The organism is Neobacillus bataviensis LMG 21833, from assembly GCF_000307875.1.
Taxonomy (GTDB): domain Bacteria; phylum Bacillota; class Bacilli; order Bacillales; family Cytobacillaceae; genus Neobacillus; species Neobacillus bataviensis.
In genome coordinates, this window is the sequence record NZ_AJLS01000154.1 from 1 (window position 1) to 18427 (window position 18427).

At 40.6% G+C, this 18427-nt stretch carries 19 protein-coding genes; 14 read left to right on the top strand and 5 right to left on the bottom strand.

The genetic code is table 11. The features are described from left to right. The first annotated feature begins 200 nt into the window (after positions 1 to 200). From mltG to BABA_RS23770, 8 genes are all read left to right on the top strand, one after another. A complete protein-coding gene (gene mltG / locus BABA_RS23735) occupies positions 201 to 1337 on the top strand; it encodes an endolytic transglycosylase MltG (protein ID WP_007087814.1) in 1137 nt (378 codons plus the stop codon). A 235-nt stretch (positions 1338 to 1572) separates the two neighbouring features. After that, entirely contained in the window at positions 1573 to 2223 is a 651-nt protein-coding gene (locus BABA_RS23740; protein ID WP_007087815.1) for an O-methyltransferase, read from the top strand. Then, positions 2220 to 3149: a peptidase U32 family protein gene (locus BABA_RS23745; protein ID WP_007087816.1), complete on the top strand. Its 930-nt coding sequence runs from the start codon at positions 2220 to 2222 to the stop codon at positions 3147 to 3149. Before BABA_RS23740 ends, BABA_RS23745 begins: the two co-directional genes overlap by 4 nt. Before the next feature lie 17 nt (positions 3150 to 3166). Then, positions 3167 to 4441, top strand: a complete 1275-nt coding sequence (locus BABA_RS23750) for a peptidase U32 family protein (RefSeq protein WP_007087817.1) — start codon at positions 3167 to 3169, stop codon at positions 4439 to 4441. After that, entirely contained in the window at positions 4438 to 5073 is a 636-nt protein-coding gene (udk, locus tag BABA_RS23755) for a uridine kinase (RefSeq protein ID WP_040347394.1), read from the top strand. The genes BABA_RS23750 and udk overlap by 4 nt, the downstream gene beginning before the upstream one ends. A 156-nt stretch (positions 5074 to 5229) precedes the next feature. Beyond that, positions 5230 to 5706, top strand: coding sequence for a transcription elongation factor GreA (gene greA / locus BABA_RS23760; RefSeq protein ID WP_007087819.1), 477 nt, complete (start codon positions 5230 to 5232; stop codon positions 5704 to 5706). A 76-nt stretch (positions 5707 to 5782) separates the two neighbouring features. Beyond that, on the top strand, positions 5783 to 7546 hold the full coding sequence (locus BABA_RS23765; RefSeq protein ID WP_007087820.1) for a peptidoglycan D,D-transpeptidase FtsI family protein: 1764 nt from the start codon (positions 5783 to 5785) through the stop codon (positions 7544 to 7546). Positions 7547 to 7620: 74 nt separating this feature from the next. Continuing rightward, the gene (locus BABA_RS23770) at positions 7621 to 8262 is read left to right on the top strand and encodes a YrrS family protein (protein ID WP_007087821.1); all 642 of its coding nucleotides are present in this window, start codon (positions 7621 to 7623) and stop codon (positions 8260 to 8262) included. 160 nt (positions 8263 to 8422) lie between these two features. Here the strand turns inward: BABA_RS23770 and BABA_RS23775 are convergent, their stop codons facing one another. Then, positions 8423 to 8626, bottom strand: coding sequence for a DUF2536 family protein (locus tag BABA_RS23775; protein ID WP_007087822.1), 204 nt, complete (start codon positions 8624 to 8626; stop codon positions 8423 to 8425). A gap of 170 nt (positions 8627 to 8796) precedes the next feature. On the opposite strand from BABA_RS23775, the gene mtnN reads away from it, so the two are divergent. The 4 genes from mtnN (at position 8797) to BABA_RS26840 (ending at position 12250) form a co-directional block, all read left to right on the top strand. Further along, positions 8797 to 9489, top strand: coding sequence for a 5'-methylthioadenosine/S-adenosylhomocysteine nucleosidase (gene mtnN / locus BABA_RS23780; protein WP_007087823.1), 693 nt, complete (start codon positions 8797 to 8799; stop codon positions 9487 to 9489). A gap of 69 nt (positions 9490 to 9558) precedes the next feature. Continuing rightward, on the top strand, positions 9559 to 10482 hold the full coding sequence (locus BABA_RS23785) for a PLP-dependent cysteine synthase family protein (RefSeq protein ID WP_007087824.1): 924 nt from the start codon (positions 9559 to 9561) through the stop codon (positions 10480 to 10482). Position 10483: 1 nt separating this feature from the next. Continuing rightward, a complete protein-coding gene (locus BABA_RS23790) occupies positions 10484 to 11617 on the top strand; it encodes a bifunctional cystathionine gamma-lyase/homocysteine desulfhydrase (protein ID WP_007087825.1) in 1134 nt (377 codons plus the stop codon). Between the two features lie 492 nt (positions 11618 to 12109). Continuing rightward, complete coding sequence (locus tag BABA_RS26840) at positions 12110 to 12250, top strand: YrzI family small protein (RefSeq protein ID WP_083865532.1); 141 nt, start codon at positions 12110 to 12112, stop codon at positions 12248 to 12250. Between the two features lie 458 nt (positions 12251 to 12708). Here BABA_RS26840 and BABA_RS23795 read toward each other — a convergent pair whose 3' ends face one another. Together BABA_RS23795 and BABA_RS27765 are read right to left on the bottom strand one after the other, a co-directional pair. After that, positions 12709 to 14508, bottom strand: a complete 1800-nt coding sequence (locus tag BABA_RS23795; RefSeq protein ID WP_007087827.1) for a M3 family oligoendopeptidase — start codon at positions 14506 to 14508, stop codon at positions 12709 to 12711. 125 nt (positions 14509 to 14633) lie between these two features. Beyond that, positions 14634 to 14792, bottom strand: coding sequence for a hypothetical protein (locus BABA_RS27765; RefSeq protein ID WP_162829849.1), 159 nt, complete (start codon positions 14790 to 14792; stop codon positions 14634 to 14636). Positions 14793 to 14994: 202 nt separating this feature from the next. On the opposite strand from BABA_RS27765, the gene BABA_RS23800 reads away from it, so the two are divergent. Further along, positions 14995 to 15957, top strand: a complete 963-nt coding sequence (locus BABA_RS23800) for a F510_1955 family glycosylhydrolase (RefSeq protein WP_007087828.1) — start codon at positions 14995 to 14997, stop codon at positions 15955 to 15957. A gap of 22 nt (positions 15958 to 15979) precedes the next feature. Here the strand turns inward: BABA_RS23800 and sigK are convergent, their stop codons facing one another. Next, positions 15980 to 16696 (bottom strand): RNA polymerase sporulation sigma factor SigK, encoded by a 717-nt coding sequence (sigK, locus tag BABA_RS23805; RefSeq protein ID WP_007087829.1) that lies wholly within the window; start codon positions 16694 to 16696, stop codon positions 15980 to 15982. 146 nt (positions 16697 to 16842) lie between these two features. After that, positions 16843 to 17382, bottom strand: a complete 540-nt coding sequence (gene pssA / locus BABA_RS23810; protein ID WP_007087830.1) for a CDP-diacylglycerol--serine O-phosphatidyltransferase — start codon at positions 17380 to 17382, stop codon at positions 16843 to 16845. 125 nt (positions 17383 to 17507) lie between these two features. Here pssA and BABA_RS23815 point away from each other — a divergent pair, with 125 nt between their 5' ends. Further along, positions 17508 to 18296: a phosphatidylserine decarboxylase gene (locus tag BABA_RS23815; RefSeq protein ID WP_007087831.1), complete on the top strand. Its 789-nt coding sequence runs from the start codon at positions 17508 to 17510 to the stop codon at positions 18294 to 18296. Positions 18297 to 18427 lie beyond the last annotated feature (131 nt).

Genomic DNA, 18427 nt, shown 5'->3' on the forward strand with positions numbered 1-18427 from the left:
CGCCTCCGGCTCTTCGTGTTTCCTTTATCTCAGTTGGAGCGCTCCAGGCCATACGCCGCTGACCAGGGCGCTTGCGCTTTTCAGACAAAAACATTGATAAATTGACATTTTTCTCACTATGTGCTGAAATAATTAAGATATCTTTTTTAAAAAATAGTAGGTGATTGTTATATTCATTGGTCATGGGAAGGGGGAAAACGATGGCATCTGATGATAAAGGTACAAAAAAAGAGGTTATTCGGCAAAAAATGCTTGAGCAGCATCATGAAGCAAGGGTTGTCCGTAAAATAGTTTCAATCATTTCGATCTTAATGCTATTATTGATCGTCGTTATCGGCGGTGGGGGATATCTCTACATACAATCAGCACTAAAACCCGTGGATTCTACAAGTAAGAATCAAAAAACAATCGAAATCCCACTAGGATCCTCTGTCACAGGAATTGGTCAGAAATTAGAGGCAAATGGAATTATAAAAAATGCAAAAGTATTTAAGTATTATGTGAAGCTGAAAAATGAAGGCGGATTTATGGCTGGGGATTATCAGCTAAGCCCATCAATGGATGTCGCGGAAATTGTCAGTCGCCTGAAAACGGGTAAAGTACTGGCAAAAGCAAGTTTTAAAATTGCGATTCCAGAGGGAAAGCAGCTTTCGGAAATAGCGGCCATTATGGCGAAGTCGACAAACCAAAAAGAAGAAGACGTGTTTACTAAATTAAATGATAAAGAATTTATTAAAACACTAATGGCCAAATACCCGGACATTTTAACAGATGAGGTTTTACATTCGACGGTAAAATATCCACTTGAAGGATACCTATTTCCAGCTACCTACCCATTTTATAAGCCAAATCCATCTGTTGAAGAAGTAGTTACAGCCATGCTGGATAAAACCCGAAATGTATTATCCAACTATGCTGAAAAGAGTAAAGAAAAGAATCTGTCCGTTCATCAATTATTAACGATGGCCTCTTTAGTGGAGGAGGAGGCTACGGAAAAAGCCGATCGTAAAACGATTGCCAGTGTTTTCTACAATCGGATGAAAAAAGGAATGCCACTGCAAACAGATCCAACGGTTTTATATGCGCAGGGGAAACATAAAGACCGAGTTTTATATGAGGATTTGGAAGTGGATTCACCATATAATACGTATAAAAATACTGGACTTCCTCCAGGGCCGATTGCTAGCGCCGGAAAAGATTCGATTGAAGCGGCACTGGAACCGCAGGCAACGGATTATTATTACTTCCTAGCAACCGCAGAAGGCAATGTTATTTTTACAAAAACATTGGAAGAGCATAATCAGGAAAAGGCAAAGCATATTACCAATAAAAAATAATAAATTAACGGGGGAAAGATTAGCATTCTCCCTTTTTTTATGATAAAATAATTCAGGTGTTTTAATATGTATTCTATAGCGTAACTCACAGTAAGGTTTTTTGCGGGTATATTTGACCAAAAAACGTGCAGAGTTGAACTTTTCAGCTCGTTATTTCCTGTGAACGCTATTTTTTCATGTCTAAAGAGCATTATGGAATGGTAACAATGCTTTAAAGAATTGAGGTGACGGCAGCTTGTTAAATGAGAAGCTGCATTTTTATATTGAAGGTTTAATTCAAGAACGAAAACCATTGTTTATGGAAATGGAGAGCTATGCGAAAGAACATAATGTCCCGATTATGGAGCTTGCCGGTATTGAAACAATGCTGCAATTACTGCGGATTCATCGTACCGAAAAAATTCTAGAGGTTGGAACAGCCATTGGTTATTCTGCCTTACGGATGGCAGATGCGATACCAAGTGGTGAAATCGTAACGATTGAGCGTGATGGTGAACGAATTCATGTGGCAAAAGAATTTATCGGTCGTTCTGTGAACGGGGAGCAAATCATCTTAATCGAAGGTGATGCGCTGGAAGTTGAAGAACAAGTAAGCGTCCATGCTCCGTATGATGCCATATTTATCGATGCGGCAAAAGGACAATATAAAAAGTTCTTTATGATGTATGAAAAGTTTCTAAGCCCGGACGGAATGATTATCACTGATAATGTTTTATTTAAAGGTCTTGTCGCGGAAGAAGAGATTGAATCAAAAAGAACCCGTAATCTTGTTAAAAAAATTGATGACTTTAACCACTGGTTAATGAATCATCATGATTATGACTCCGTGATTATCCCTGTGGGGGACGGGGTTGCTATCAGCAAAAGGAGAGGTGAGAGGAAATGAAGAAAACAGAATTGCTTGTCACTCCATTGACAGTTGACGATATTTTACCCTTGGCGGAAGCCGGTGCAGATGCATTTGTAGTCGGTGAGCAGCGATATGGACTACGACTTGCTGGAGAATTTAATCGTGACGATGTCCAAAAGGCGATTGAACTTGCTCATGGCAAGGGGAAAAAAGTGTATGTGGCGATGAATGCTATTTTTCATAATGAAAAAATTGACGAGCTTGCTGACTATCTTCAATTTGCCGCGGCGGCCCATGCAGATGCTATTATCTTTGGCGATCCGGCTGTTTTAATGACGGCGAAGGAAGTTGTTCCTGAAATGAAGCTTCATTGGAGTACGGAAACACTTGGTACGAATTGGTTTTCTTGCAATTATTGGGGCAAAAAAGGTGCCAAACGTTCGGTACTTGCCCGTGAGATTAACATGGATGCTATCGTGGAAATAAAAGAAAATGCAGAAGTAGAAATTGAAGTACTAGTACATGGAATGACTTGCATGTTCCAATCGAAACGTTCACTGCTTGGTAACTATTTTGAGTATCAAGGAAAAGTCATGGAAATAGAAAATCGCAAGATGGAAAAAAATATGTTTTTACACGATAAAGAACGTGAAAATAAATATCCGATATTTGAGGATGAGAACGGTACTCATATTATGAGTCCAAATGATATTTGTATTATTGATGAACTGCAAGAAATGCTTGAAGCAGGGGTTGATTGTTTTAAAATTGACGGCATCTTAAAGAGTTCAGAATATATTTTGGCTGTGACAAAACTTTATCGTGAAGCCATCGATTTATTTATGGAAGATCCTGACGATTATGAAGATAAAAAGGACGAGCTATTGGAATCCATTGAGGAAATTCAACCGGCCAATCGTTCATTAGATACGGGCTTCTTTTTCAAGGAAACTGTTTATTAAAAGGGAGGAGTTCAATCATGAATACCGTTAAAGATAAGATCTCTGAAATCATTGATGGAAAACGTGTCATAGTGAAGAAGCCAGAACTCCTTGCACCAGCAGGCAATCTGGAAAAATTAAAAATTGCTGTTCAATATGGTGCAGATGCCGTGTTTATTGGCGGACAGGAATATGGTCTCCGCTCGAACGCAGATAACTTTACCTTCGAAGAAATGAAAGAAGGGGTCGAGTTTGCTAAGAAATACGGAGCGAAGATTTATGTGACCACTAACATTTTTGCTCATAATGAAAATATTGCAGGCTTGGAGGATTATATTCTTGGCTTAAAAAAGACTGGAATTGCAGGAATTATTGTTGCGGATCCGCTCATTATTGAAACTTGCCGCCGAATTGCACCAGCGATAGAAATTCATATCAGTACGCAGCAATCCATAACGAATTGGCGGACTGCTCAGTTTTGGAAGGAATCAGGTGCAGAACGTGTCGTTTTAGCCCGTGAGGTAGGCGCGGAAGAAATCAGGGAAATGAAGGAAAAGGTCGATGTTGAGATTGAAACCTTTGTCCATGGTGCAATGTGTATCGCTTATTCCGGACGCTGTACGTTAAGTAATCACATGACGGCACGGGATTCCAACCGCGGCGGATGTTGTCAGTCATGCCGTTGGAATTATGATCTTTATAAGTTTGAAGATAACAACAATGAAGTTTCCTTTCACGGAGACAATGACGACCCGTTTGCTATGAGTCCCATGGATCTTAATTTAATTCAATCGATTCCAAAAATGATTGAACTTGGAATTGACAGCTTGAAAATTGAAGGCCGGATGAAATCAATTCATTACATTGCAACAGTTGTTAGTGTTTACCGCAAGGTGATCGATGCCTATTGTGTAGATCCAGAGAATTTTGTCATTCAGCATGAATGGTTAGAAGAACTTGATAAATGTGCGAATCGTGAGACGGCGCCTGCCTTTTTTGAAGGGGTTCCGGGGTATAAAGAGCAAATGTTTGGTAATCATAGCAAGAAGACAAAGTTTGAATTTGTTGGTCTAGTGCTGGATTATAACGAAGAAACACAAATGGTGACATTACAGCAGCGAAACCATTTTAAACCGGGCGAAGAAGTTGAATTTTTCGGACCGGAAATTCAAAACTTTACGCATGTGATTGATAAAATTTGGGATGAAAAAGGTAATGAATTGGATGCAGCTAGACATCCCCTTCAGATTGTGCAATTTAAATTGGACAAACCGGTGTACCCTAACAACATGATGCGAAAGGAGAACGCATGATGCAGAAACCGGTCGTTATTGGTGTAACCGGTGGCTCCGGATCTGGAAAAACCAGTGTAACGAAGGCCATATACGAAAGTTTAAAAGATCATTCGATTTTGGTGATCGAGCAGGATTATTATTATAGGGATCAACATAATGTGCCCTTTGAGGAACGGTTGAAGACAAATTATGATCACCCGCTTGCTTTTGATAATGATTTACTAATCGAGCATATTGAGAAACTTTTACGCTATGAAGCAATAGAAAAGCCTGTATATGATTATTCCATCCACACTCGTTCAGATAAAGTCATTCCGGTTGAACCAAAGGATGTAATCATATTAGAAGGGATTTTAGTGCTTGAGGATGAGCGTCTCCGCGATTTAATGGACATCAAATTGTATGTTGATACGGATGCAGATTTACGAATCATCCGCCGTCTGACTCGTGATATTCGCGAAAGGGGACGGACTTTCGATTCGGTCATCGATCAATATCTGAATGTTGTCCGTCCAATGCATAACCAATTTATTGAACCAACGAAGCGTTATGCGGATGTCATAATCCCTGAAGGTGGCCAAAACCATGTTGCCGTCGATTTAATGGTCACAAAAATTCAAACAATTCTTGAACAAAAGTCATTTTTATGACACAATAGCATCAGAAAAGACTTAAAATAAATAATTTTAGCGCGTCCCCTTTTAAAATGGACGCGCTACTATGTATTTGCCATATGGCAATCGATCTACATATACTACATACACAATTCTAATGGGGGATTGTGAAGACTTGAAGGAGTGAGGGTTTTGGCTGCAGAGAAAGTATTTCCTATGACACAAGCAGGAAAAGACAAACTTGTACAAGAAATTGAATACTTAAAATCGGTGAAACGTAAAGAAGTGGTAGAAAGAATTAAAATTGCCAGAAGTTTTGGCGACTTATCTGAAAACTCTGAGTACGATTCAGCGAAAGAAGAACAGGCATTTGTCGAGGGACGTATTACGACGTTAGAAAATATGATCCGCAATGCAAAGATTATTGCCGAAAGCGAAATCGCTGGTGATTCTGTCGCACTTGGCAGATCCGTTACATTTATTGAACTTCCTGATGGGGAAGAAGAAACTTATTCCATTGTTGGCAGTGCCGAGGCGGATCCATTTGAAGGGAAAATATCAAATGACTCGCCGATTGCGAAAAGTCTTTTAGGTAAAAAGGTTGGCGATCAAGTTTCCGTTCAAACACCAGGCGGTGAAATGAGCGTTCGGATTACAAAGATTAACTAAATGAAATAATAACAATTCATCTCAATATTGTTTGAAATGCTAGAACCTCGTCAAAACTTTTGACGAGGTGTTTTTTATGTGGAAAAGACGGGCACTTGGATGGCTTTTTATTTGTATAACCGGTTTACTCCTTCTATTGGTGCGCTTAATGCAAATTCAATTGGTGGAGACCAAGACCTTTTCGAAACATAATGTGAATTTACTTGAGGAAAGTGTCAAACAACGAACACAGGAATTGGTGATTGATAATGGCAGAGGCAACTTCCTTGACCGAAATGGGGTTATGCTGACGCACAACAAGGTTCCTGTCCTCGTCCTTTTCCCTTTTTTAAAAAAGATGGATTGGGAGATTGAGAAGGTTTCTGCCATTTCCGGAATTTCAGTAAATGTACTTAAACTGGCTGTAGAAGAGGCAAAAAAGCCGTTCGCCTTTGGTGATCCACAGCCATTTGAACTGACCAAATCGCAAATGAAAAGGATCAACGCTTTAAAAATTCCAGGGGTGTTTGCGATTGAAAAGAAGTTTGAGCGTTCAGAGATCCCAGCGGAACAGTTAATTGGCCTGACAAGGGAAAATCCAAAGGAATTAAATAAGCGTTATCCAAACAAAGAACTATCCGAAAAGACACTGCTCGGTGTATCAGGGCTTGAGGAAAGTTTTGATGAATTCCTGCTTCCGGAAGGAAAATCAAAGCTCGTTTACCATGTCGATGGCTCTGGTGGTCCATTATTCGGCATTAATGTTAAATATGTTGATCCGGCTAATCCATTTTATCCTGTAAACGTTCGAACAACCCTTGACAAGGATCTGCAGAAAAGAGCGGAGGATCTTGTTGATCAATACCAAATCAAAAAAGGCGGCCTAGTTCTCCTTGATATGGAGGATAATAGTGTGCTCGCCATGGTTTCCCGACCGGCGATTAATAAAAGGGATCCATACAGCGGTGGGGGAATTAGCAATATGATGATGAAGCAACAAATTGCCGGTTCTATTTTTAAAACGGTTGTGGCTGCAGCGGCAATTGACCAAAATCTTGATGACCCAACCCGTCTATTTGATTGCAGTAAAAAGATTAATGGTAAACCGGAATTAAAATATAATTATGGTATGCTGGATTTTACGACCAGCTTTGCAAGAAGCTGTAATCACACATTTGGCGAGCTAGCAAAGGAATTACAAAAAACGAATCCACATCTTTTAGAAGAGTATGCGACCAAACTGTCGCTAGTCGGGTCTGTTGGCTGGCAGGGGGATGTCTATCATACAAGCGATTTCAAACAATTCGCGAATGAGGATGATGGGAGAGTCTTCTTGACTGATGAAGCTAGAAAAGATGCCAATTTTGCTGCGATGTCCGGAATTGGCCAACACGAGGTCCGCGTCACACCATTAGCTGTCGCCAATATGATGGCCACAATAGCAAGAGGGGGTAAAAAGGAAATGGTTCGTGCTGTTTCTAAAATCGAGTATAAAAACGGCACGACGATGGTTGATTTTCCTGAAACCAGCTTAAAAGGGGATATCATTTCTCCGTACGCGGCAATGAAACTGCAAAAATTACTGCGGGAAGTAGTACTAAACCCCAATGGTACGGGTAGATGGTTTAAGGACTTGCCATATGAAGTGGCAGGTAAATCAGGCACTGCCGAAACGGGGAAATATGAAAATGGCATGCAGCTGCATAATAAGTGGTTTGCCGGTTATTTTCCTTATCAAAATCCCAAATATGTGCTCGTGACTGTGAACTTGGATGTGATGGATTCGGAAGGCGGGATTAATTTGTTATTTACCGATATGGTCAAGATGCTTTATGAAAAAGAGCAAGGTAACGAAGAGTGATAAAGGTTTTTCCTTCAAGTTCCCAGTAAATCATGTTAGAATATTGAGAGCCTTATTTTTACGGAGGGATTATCTTGAGTAATGATTTCAATGCTAAATCGCGTTCCGGCTACCGGGCGAAAAGAAAAAAGACCAATCTCGTTTTAAATAGTTTAATCATCATTGTGTTGCTGCTCATTATTTTTGTCGCATATACTATTTTTCTATCAGGCGGGGATGAAAAAGCAGCTCCAAAGCAGCAGGATCCTAAAGTGGGACAAACAGAAACGACACATAAAGAGGGCGCGGAAAAGAAAAAAGATGAAAACGTCAAAAAGGATGACAGTTCTTCAGATAATGCTGATCAAAAAGAACAACCAAGCGAAGAAGCATCCACCCCAGAACAGGCCAATGAATCAGAGGCTGTGGTTTCTGATGATGGCAAAACAATCGAAAATCCTTCTTGGAAACCTGTTGGTACAGTCCAAACAGGTGAACATACACCAGTATATAGTGGTGTGGATTGGGATGAAATGCTGAATGCCATTTCATATGCCACTGGAATTGAGAATAGTAATATGACTGTCCTTTGGCTTGGCAAGGATCCAGCTAAAGCAAATGCCTCAGTAGGTACTGTTTCTGCAAAAGATACAAAGGAAAAATATAAAGTATTTATCGAGTGGGTTGATGGCCAAGGATGGAAACCGACTCAGGTTATCAATATAACGGGTGAATAACAAGAAAAGCGGAAGCGCCTTGGTCAGCCTCAGGCATGGCATAAGACGAACCGCGAGGAGGCAGTTCCTCAGCCACAACAGCGGGGCGGCTTATGACCCAGGGGCTAGGCGCTGGAGCTGGACAATAAAACAAGGATGGGGCCTAATAAGAGGCACCATCCTATTTCTTTTTAAAATGAACAACTGCCGTAAAGTAGGTTTGTCCATTTTCATTCACATGCATTTGGTGGGATACGGAATGAACACCCAGCATGATAGCTTTATTTTCATCAATTTGTGATTCAATCTTTTTTTGCAATGTTTTTAAATTATTAGCCTCGAAAAATTCAACTTTATCCTCTATTAAATCGAACTGAAAATTCACAGAAATCATCCTTTCTCTATGTTCATTTTAGTAATTTTTTCTGATGCTCGCAATGCATTTGAGTAAACGGTTGAAGTATGATAACATGATTCTGGTTAAATTCATAGTATATTAATGGGGATTAATACCATAATAACTAATTGTTAAGCAATAAGAAAGAGGTTTAAGTAATGAAAATAGCTATCATCGGAGCAATGGAAGAAGAAGTCACTTTACTACGAAACAATATTGAGGGGCAAACACAGGAAACTGTCGCAGGCTGTGAATTTACATTTGGAAAGATGCAAGGTGAAGATGTCATCCTGTTGCGTTCCGGGATTGGAAAGGTAAACGCTGCAATGTCAACGACCATCCTGCTTGAAAAATATCAGCCTGATTGTGTTATTAATACGGGATCAGCAGGGGGCTTTAATCCTGCGCTTAATGTTGGGGATGCCGTTATTTCAACGGAAGTCCGCCATCATGATGTCGATGTTACCGCGTTTGGCTATGAATATGGCCAGGTACCTCAGCTACCAGCTGCATTCGCGGCTGATGAAAAATTAATTTCTGTGGCCGAAGCCGCATCAAAGGAACTGGAAAACTTCCAAATTGTAAAGGGCTTGATTGTGACGGGCGATTCATTTATGGAAGACCCAGTCCGCGTCGATTTTGTTCGCTCGAAATTTGAGGAGTTACAAGCGGTTGAAATGGAGGCCGCGGCAATCGCTCAAGTGGCTCACCGATTCGGAGTTCCTTTTGTGATTATTCGTTCACTTTCCGATATTGCCGGAAAAGAATCCGAAATTTCGTTTGATCAATTTATTGATAAGGCAGCGACTAATTCTGCTACCTTGGTGATGAAAATGGTTGCAGCTTTATAGTAAATCGACAATTTATGGGGTCATCCTGCCCGTACATGCGAGGTTAAAAAAGCACTAAGGGGTGGAGAAATGCAGGTCTACAAAAATGTACATGAATTAATTGGGCACACACCAATCGTTGAAATTACACAGTTTTTATTGCCTGAAGGCGTTCGCATTTTTGCGAAGCTGGAATTCATGAACCCTGGGGGAAGTGTCAAGGACCGGCTTGGCGTCGAGCTGTTACGTGAGGCGTTTTCGAGTGGAAAACTTCGAGAAGGCGGAACAGTTATTGAGCCGACTGCCGGAAACACAGGGATTGGGTTAGCACTTGCCGCAATTAATAAAGGGGTTCAAGTCATTTTTTGTGTACCCGAAAAGTTCAGCATGGAAAAGCAGGCAATCATGAGGGCTCTAGGGGCGAAGGTCGTTCATACGCCTACAGAGCAGGGGATTAAGGGGGCGATTGCTAGGGCGGAGGAGCTTTTGAAAGAAATTCCTGGTTCCTATTGCCCACAGCAATTTGCTAACCCTGCGAATCCTGCTACGTATTATAAGACCTTAGGGCCGGAGCTTTGGTCGCAGCTCGATGGTGACATTGATATTTTTGTAGCCGGTGCAGGTTCAGGCGGCACCTTTATGGGGACTGCGCGTTATTTGAAAGAACAGAAGAAGCAGATTAAAACAGTCATTGTTGAGCCTCAGGGATCCATTTTAAATGGCGGTGAATCAGGCTCGCATAAAACGGAGGGGATTGGGATGGAATTCCTGCCCACGTTTATGGAACCTGACTATTTTGACGCCATTCATACCGTAGCAGATGAGGATGCCTTTCATTTCGTGAAAGAGCTGGCCGCTAAAGAGGGGCTTCTTGTTGGAAGTTCCTCCGGTGCTGCATTCCATGCAGCATTAAAAGAGGCTGAAACAGCAAAGTCAGGTACGAACATTGTGGTTATTTTTCCAGACGGCAGTGAACGATATTTAAGCAAAAAAATCTTTGAGGGGGGAATTTAGAATGAGAAGAAAGACGAAATTGATTCATGGGGGCATCAGTGAAGACCCGGCAACAGGTGCGGTTTCTTTCCCGATTTATCAAGTAAGTACGTATAAACAGGAAGGTGTCGGCGGCCATAAGGGCTTCGAATATTCCCGTACTGGGAATCCAACCAGACATGCGCTTGAAGAGCTGATTAAGGATATCGAGGGTGGAAGTGCCGGATTTGCTTTCGGTTCTGGTATGGCGGCCATTACCGCTGTCATCATGCTCTTTAACAGTGGTGATCATGTCATCTTAACGGATGATGTGTACGGCGGCACATTCCGTGTTATGACGAAGGTGCTGAATCGTTTCGGAATTGATTCGACGTTTGTTGATACAAGCAATCTGGACAATATTAAAAGTGAAATTAGACCAAACACAAGGGCTGTTTATTTAGAAACACCGACAAACCCACTGTTGAAAATAACGGATATCGAGGCGGCAGCGGGAATTGCAAAAGAACATGGTCTTTTAACAATTGTTGATAATACATTCTCGACTCCATATTGGCAAAATCCGATTGAGCTTGGCGCTGATATTGTTCTTCATAGTGCGACAAAATATCTTGGCGGCCATAGCGACGTAGTGGCGGGATTAGTAGTTGTTAACAGTGATAAGCTTGCCGAAGATCTTCATTTTGTCCAAAACTCAACTGGCGGTGTTCTAGGGCCTCAGGATTCATGGCTGTTAATCCGAGGAATCAAAACATTAGGGATCCGCATGGAAGAAACCGAAACGAATACGAAGGAGATTGTTGGATTCTTACAAGGGCATGCTAATGTGAAGAAAGTATTTTACCCTGGAATAGAGTCACATCCAAATCATGAGATCGCAAAGAAACAGGCAAGAGGATTCGGCGGCATGGTTTCCTTCGATGTAGGCAGTGCGGAAAATGCGGATCGATTGTTAAGTAAAGTGAAATATTTTACCTTAGCAGAAAGCCTTGGTGCTGTTGAAAGCTTAATATCTGTTCCAGCAAGAATGACCCATGCATCCATTCCGGCAGAACGGCGGGCAGAACTAGGCATCACAGACGGACTAGTGCGCATCTCCGTCGGCCTGGAAGATATAGAAGACTTAATCGAGGATCTTACACAAGCTTTAGAGTAGTTATAGTGAAAATAGTATAAATAGTGTAAAGGGTGTCAGGCACCATGTGAATTTTTCACATGGTGCCTTTTCTATGGGTGAGGCGAGCCTTTTTTTAAATATTTATAAAAAAGTTTATTCAAAAAGGTTTACAAATTAATGGTAGGTGGATATAATTACCGTAGTAAGTAAAAAATTCCAAAGGAGGTCGAAGAACATGATGTTATTAGTTATTGCAATTGGCGCTGTTGCTGGCATGAAAACTGTATATTTTAATATCTCGCATTCGACCAGACTGGAATGGATTGCTTAACATTTTGTTACAATACATATCCATGCCGCAGGGAGAATGACGCCCTGCGGTATTTTTGTGTCTAAAAAAAGCTGGCCGCAGGGGAGTGACTTCTTGCGGCCTTTTTGTGCCCTTTTTTCTCGCAAAATGGATATGTCTTGAATATTGTGAAGATGTTGCTGGATAAAAAAAGAAAAAATCCTTTTAAGGAGGTGGTAGAAATGACCCTAAATATCTTATTTTTCTCAATTACAATCAAAAAACGAAAAATGAGTTTTGAAGAAGCTGCACATCAGGAAATGATCGAAAAGCTTTACGAAAAGAACAAAGAACGCCAAGCATCAATGTTCCGAATTATGTAAGCAGTAAAAAAATAATACATTATGAAAGGTGGTTTTTAATATGTTGTTTTTTCTAATGCAAGGACGAGGGGCTAGTTTATGGTATATGAAGGATACCACCTAGCCGAACTTTAAATAGGAGGTAACGAAAATGCCACTGCATATTTTATTATTGTCGCTAATTTTTAAACCGAAGAAAAAAGAATCAAAATGAGCTTATTGGATTAAATACTTTAAAACACTATAAACGCTTTGTTAACAAAATGTTCACTTTTCCCTAAGATAGTTACGGTGAAAACATGATAAATTGAAGATAAAGAAATGCATGATCTATCTAAGGGGTGGAGAATATGTTCATGATGGTGATCGCCTTAATTATTACTGGAGCAATCGGCTGCGTAATCTCGGCTGAAGTAAGTGTGGAATAGAAATAAAGCATCGGCTAAGATTTAACGGCCGATGCTTTTCTTTCTCTTATATTATTTTTTCTCAGTTAGTTCCAAGAACTCATCAATATCATCAAGACAGATGTGAACAGCTTTCTCCCAGAAGTCTTTTTGAGTGAGATCAACCTGCAGATGTTTCTGCGCGAGTTCTTCTACCGTCATCGAAGCCGTATCGCGCAATAAAGCTATATACTTTTCTTCATATCCTTTCCCTTCTTCAAGCGCCTCTGCATATATACCGAGCGAGAACAAGTAGCCGAAAGTATACGGGAAGTTATAGAACGGAACACCTGTAATAAAGAAATGCAGCTTAGAGGCCCAGAATAATGGATGATATTCCTCTAGGGCATCGCAGTAAGCTTCCTTCTGCGCCTCGAGCATTAACTCATTTAATTTTTCTACCGATACAGTTCCTTGCTTTCTTTCCTCATAAAGACGTGTTTCAAACAAGTAACGGGCGTGAATATTCATTAAAAGGGCAACAGTTCTTTGGATTTTGTCATCTAAAAGAACCAGCTTTTCTTCTTCGTCTATCGCATTTTTGACGGCCGCATCGGCGACAATCATTTCCGCAAAGGTGGAGGCGGTTTCGGCCACGTTCATCGCATAATTACAGTTAAGGAATGGGACATCTCTCATTGCAAAAGAATGAAAAGCATGCCCTAGCTCATGCGCCAGTGTGGAAACATTTGAAGGGGTCCCGGAATACGTCATGAAAATTCGGGATTGTTCACTTTCAGGGAAACCGGTACAAAAACCACCGGGTGCTTTACCGGGACGATCCTCAGCCTCAATCCACTGCTCCTCGAACGCACTCTTTGTAAAAGAAGCTAATTTATCGCCAAAAAGGGCAAAATTCTCTTCAATAAATTTGGCTCCTTCTTGATAGGAAACCTTTGTTTCAGTTTTGCCGTATGGTGCATCTAAATCAAACCAGCTTAACTTATCTAAGCCCAAGAGCTTTGCTTTACGCTCTAAATATTGTACCAGCTTCTGTTTATTTTCCGAAATAACTGCCCACATCGTTTCCAGTGTTTCTTTTTTCATCCGGTTAATGCCGAGCGGTTCCTTTAAGACATCTTCCCAGCCTCTTTTTTTGTAGACATTCAAGCGGAACCCGGAAAGATGGTTTAACGTTTTCGCTAGGAAATCTGCCTGCTCACCCCAAGACTTTTCCCAATTTTTAAAAACTGTTGAACGGACGCTCCGGTCGGAGCTTGAGAATTTGTTGGAGGCTTGACCGACAGAAAGCAGTTTCTCCTCACCGTTTTCGGTATATGAGACTTTGATTTTACTGACAATTAAGTCATACAACTGACCCCAGCTATGATAGCCATCGACTTCAAGGGCGCTGATTAGGGCTTCCTCTTCTTTAGACAGCTTCTCCTTCGCTTTTTCACGACTTTCCGTTAACACAAAAGCAAGGTCCTTTAATGGTGCGCTGTTTACAATTTGCTCCCAAACTGTATCCTCAATCGTTGTCAGCAAATTGTCTAATGACCCGAGTGCTGTCTGGAAAGTTGCGTTTAAGCTTGTTACTTTCGCATCAAGGGAATAGGCTTTTTTATCCTCTGTATTTTGTGCAAGTAAACAGCCAACAAAGGCACCGGCCTGAATTAACTTTTTCATAGATCCTTCTAAATCGGCAAGTAATTCCTGCAAATACTTGGCATCCTCAAGTGAACTAATCGGTGTCCAGTTGTTCACTTTTGCCTCGAACTGGTTGATCAGTTCCTCGGTTTGAAGTAAATGCTCCTGTAACGCTGGGGAGTCGCTTCCTCCTTTAAAAAATACATCTAGATTCCAGACTTCTGAATATGTAGTCGCTGTCATTCTAGGTACCTCCTTTATATATGTATCTATTTATTATATGTCTACTTTTCGGAGAATTCTATTTTTTGCGCTTTTCAAAATAAAAAAATGGCTCATGCAGTAAGTGCATAAGCCGCAACCCGCTCCTAATAATAACAGCTAAACCACCACCAGGCACCGAAGATTAATAATAGAATAAACAGAACGATGATGACTGCAAACCATATCCCGCCCCTTACATATGGACTAGGATAAGCAGGATAGGGTGCCGGGTAACCGAAAGCAGATGGATATCCGTATGGCATCAAGATTCCCCCCTTTCCCCTTTATAGTAGCGTATGAGCCCCTATTATTTCCTGTATAGGCAAAAGTGTATGTCCATGGAACAGAAATAAAATTTTTAAGAAAAGATTAATGGATGGGCCAATTAGTTGACAACCTCACGTTGACTGGGGTATATGTGGATGGGTATCTTAGAATTTAATGAAGTTTTTCAGGAGGATAAAAATGAAGGTTCAAATAAAAATGATTTCGGTCATCCTTATGGGAATCCTACTTGTCGCCGCTGGCTGCTCGAACAAGAGTGAGAAGCCAGAACAGACAAAGGAGGAAAACAAGACTATCACAAAAACGAATTTTGAAATAGTCGAGGCGAAATCGTTTAAGCTAAAAAATATCCGAGGAATTGGCTATCCGGGGAATGACAATGCCTTATATGTGGCTGCAAATGACGGCTTAAAAATGTACAAGGATGCATTGTGGTATGAAACGACAGCCAATCAACACGATTATATTGGCTTTCAAGCGGTAGAAACAGGTTTTATTGCGAGCGGGCATCCGCAAAAAGGGACGAATTTGAAGGATCCCCTTGGATTGGTAAAAAGTACTGATAAAGGGGAAACACTTGAAAAATTAGCCTTCTATGGAAATGCTAATTTTCATTTCACCGCAGCGAGCTTTTCGGGAGATGGCCTATATGTGATTGGTGAGCAGCCGAATGGTCAGTTGAGTTTAGGGGTGAACTACTCTACTGATAACGGGAGCACGTGGAAAAAGAGCGGCCTCAAGGAGTTTAACGCTGATTCGTATGGAATGATGGCGATTCATCCGGAAGCTGGTAATACTTTGGCAATGGCTACAAGGTCAGGTATCTATTATTCAATTGATAACGGAAATACAATGAAGCACATTACGGATCCTGTTATGGTTACTGCATTAACATTTAGCGGGGACTCTATTTTATTTTCAAGTGTTGAAAACGATAAGATCTTGTTAAAGACGATTAATCCTTCATCCGGTGAACAAATAAACATGACCTTCCCATTTCTAGATTACGATAATCCGATTACCTATTTGGCAGTAAATCCAAAAAATAAAAACCAAATTGCTTTTACCACCTATAAAAATGATTTATACCAATCCATAGATGGTGGCCAAAATTGGAAAAGGCTTTTAGAAAATGGTAAATAAAAACTCGCCCACAGGCGAGTTTTTAACTCTTTTTCTTTCGTTCCTTCTCTGCCCGATAAAATTCATGAAACATTTTCATCAGTGCCCGCTTTTCAATCCTGGAGACATAGCTCCTTGAGATTCCTAGTTCTTTCGCAATCTCTCGCTGTGTCTTTTCTTTTTGCAAATCGAGACCAAATCGGCCAATGATGACTTCTTTTTCGCGATTATCGAGGACTTCGATATATTTTTTAATTTTCTCAAGCTCCATGTTCAGTTGAATCGTATCAATGACGTCCTCGGACTCAGATTTCAGCACATCGATTAATGAAATTTCATTTCCTTCTTTATCTTGGCCGATCGGGTCGTGCAGTGAAACATCCTTTTTTGTCTTCTTAAGCGCCCGTAAATGCATCAGAATTTCATTTTCAATACATCTTGCAGCATAGGTAGCAAGCTTTGTACCTTTCCCCTCTGAGTAGCTCTCTATGGCTTTAATTAAACCAATCGTTCCTATTGAGATTAAATCCTCTGAATCCTCCCCGGTATTTTCGAATTTTTTTACGATATGCGCGACAAGCCTTAGGTTATGTTCGATTAACATATTACGCGCATGCGGATCCCCTTCTGCCATTAACCGTAGATACTTTCGTTCATCAGCAGCAGATAGGGGCTGCGGGAAAGCATTATTTTTTACATATGAAACAAGAAATAAAAATTCCTTCATTAGGTAACCGAGAGCTGTTAAGATTCCAGACATCCACATCCACCCCCGTGCTTTATTTGGACTAAAGCCTATTAATAATTCCTATGAGGAAATCAGAAAATTGTGTCTGTCCAGAAACTTTTTTTTGATGAAAAATAAAAATGACCTTAGCTAGCAAGCTAAGGTCAAAATTGTATTCTTTATACTTTTTTAAGTTTAAATGAACTAACCATTAGGAATGATAGGATGATGATAATGAATAAGAACGTTTGTGATGGTAAATAGGGAATGGCTAAAAAGCTTAAGGTTGCCAGGCAGCCTGCAGCTGTAATCGGTAACCCGGTAAAATAGCCATTGCTTTCCGTAATGTTGAAACGTGCTAACCTAAATGCTCCGCAGCCGATGTAGAATACAGTGAAAAAAGAACCCGGGCCGCCAAATTCATTTAAAATTCCTTGATATAGTAATAGTGCTGGTGCCACACCAAATGATATAATATCACTCATGGAATCTAATTGTTTTCCAAGTTCTGATTCAATATTAAATTTTCGGGCAATCATACCGTCAAAGCGATCCGCTAATGCTGCGATAAAAATGAGAAGCAGGCTTAATCTTAAATTTCCGTGCATCCCGAAGACAATCGCAAATCCGCCAAGTGATAAATTTGTTAATGTGATGACATTTGCTGTTTGGTATTTCAGCTTTTTTATTGTTTGATCCAATACGTCCAATAAAAACATTCTCCACACCACTCCTTTCTTTACGAGAGGGGAATCATTTTATTTTGTTTACTCTATAATATTTAATTCTAAGCGTTTTATGTCTTTTCGTAAAGAGTATTTTTACACTATTTGGGGGTAGTCCAATGATACAGGGGTTTTATCGTCTTTTGATTGAGTTAACGAATGGAAGGTGGACATCCGGCATTTTAAAGAAGTTTGCTCGTTCTCGTGCCAGTCGTTTTGTCGTCCCATCTTTCGCTAAGGTTTATCATTTGAATCAAGAAGAGATGGAGAAAGGCTTGTCAGAATATCCTACCCTTCATGATTTATTTGTGAGGACATTGAAAAAAAATGCTAGAGAAATTGATAAGAGTCATGATACAGTTGTCAGCCCTGTTGATGCGGTCATGGAAGACGTTGGCCCGATTAAGGAGACTAGTGACATAGTCGTTAAAGGGAAGACTTATTCAATTGATGAGATGCTCGGCAATCGTGATCTTTTAGCAAAATACCAAAATGGTACATACATGGTTCTGTATTTAAGTCCGAGTCATTATCACCGCATTCATAGTCCGGTGAACGGAGTCGTTACCAAGCAATGGACACTTGGAAAAAAATCATACCCAGTGAATAAATTAGGGTTAAAGTACGGGCGCAGAACGCTCGCTAAGAACTACCGTGTGATAACAGAAGTGAAAACGGAATTCGGTCATGTGGCTGTTGTCAAGGTTGGCGCCATGTTCGTTAATTCAATTGAAACAACACATAAGGGATCCGAATTAGTAAAGGGTGGAGAGATGGCCTACTTTAGTTTTGGGTCTACCGTTGTGCTGCTTTTCGAAAGGAATACTTTTCAAATAGATTCCACTATAAAAATCCCAAAAGAAATTAAGGTAGGGGAGAAAATCGGAATTTTGAGCAAATCTGTTTAGGAAATTCCCGGCGGCGCGTAGCAGCGCCGTTATTCATTTACCTTTACAAGATAAGAATGTATAAAATTTCGACTTTGAGAATTGTCCAGCTCCGGCGCCCTAGCGGCTAGTGTCCTTCGCTCTCCGCCCTA

Bases quoted from the DNA above. Each gene is read 5' to 3' on its own strand.
- mltG (WP_007087814.1), top strand. From the start codon at position 201: ATGGCATCTGATGATAAAGGTACAAAAAAAGAGGTTATTCGGCAAAAA.
- BABA_RS23745 (WP_007087816.1), top strand. From the start codon at position 2,220: ATGAAGAAAACAGAATTGCTTGTCACTCCATTGACAGTTGACGATATT.
- BABA_RS23750 (WP_007087817.1), top strand. From the start codon at position 3,167: ATGAATACCGTTAAAGATAAGATCTCTGAAATCATTGATGGAAAACGT.
- udk (WP_040347394.1), top strand. From the start codon at position 4,438: ATGATGCAGAAACCGGTCGTTATTGGTGTAACCGGTGGCTCCGGATCT.
- BABA_RS23765 (WP_007087820.1), top strand. From the start codon at position 5,783: ATGTGGAAAAGACGGGCACTTGGATGGCTTTTTATTTGTATAACCGGT.
- mtnN (WP_007087823.1), top strand. From the start codon at position 8,797: ATGAAAATAGCTATCATCGGAGCAATGGAAGAAGAAGTCACTTTACTA.
- BABA_RS23785 (WP_007087824.1), top strand. From the start codon at position 9,559: ATGCAGGTCTACAAAAATGTACATGAATTAATTGGGCACACACCAATC.
- BABA_RS23790 (WP_007087825.1), top strand. From the start codon at position 10,484: ATGAGAAGAAAGACGAAATTGATTCATGGGGGCATCAGTGAAGACCCG.
- BABA_RS26840 (WP_083865532.1), top strand. From the start codon at position 12,110: ATGACCCTAAATATCTTATTTTTCTCAATTACAATCAAAAAACGAAAA.
- BABA_RS23795 (WP_007087827.1), bottom strand. From the start codon at position 14,508: ATGACAGCGACTACATATTCAGAAGTCTGGAATCTAGATGTATTTTTT.
- BABA_RS27765 (WP_162829849.1), bottom strand. From the start codon at position 14,792: ATGCCATACGGATATCCATCTGCTTTCGGTTACCCGGCACCCTATCCT.
- BABA_RS23800 (WP_007087828.1), top strand. From the start codon at position 14,995: ATGAAGGTTCAAATAAAAATGATTTCGGTCATCCTTATGGGAATCCTA.
- sigK (WP_007087829.1), bottom strand. From the start codon at position 16,696: ATGTCTGGAATCTTAACAGCTCTCGGTTACCTAATGAAGGAATTTTTA.
- pssA (WP_007087830.1), bottom strand. From the start codon at position 17,382: ATGTTTTTATTGGACGTATTGGATCAAACAATAAAAAAGCTGAAATAC.
- BABA_RS23815 (WP_007087831.1), top strand. From the start codon at position 17,508: ATGATACAGGGGTTTTATCGTCTTTTGATTGAGTTAACGAATGGAAGG.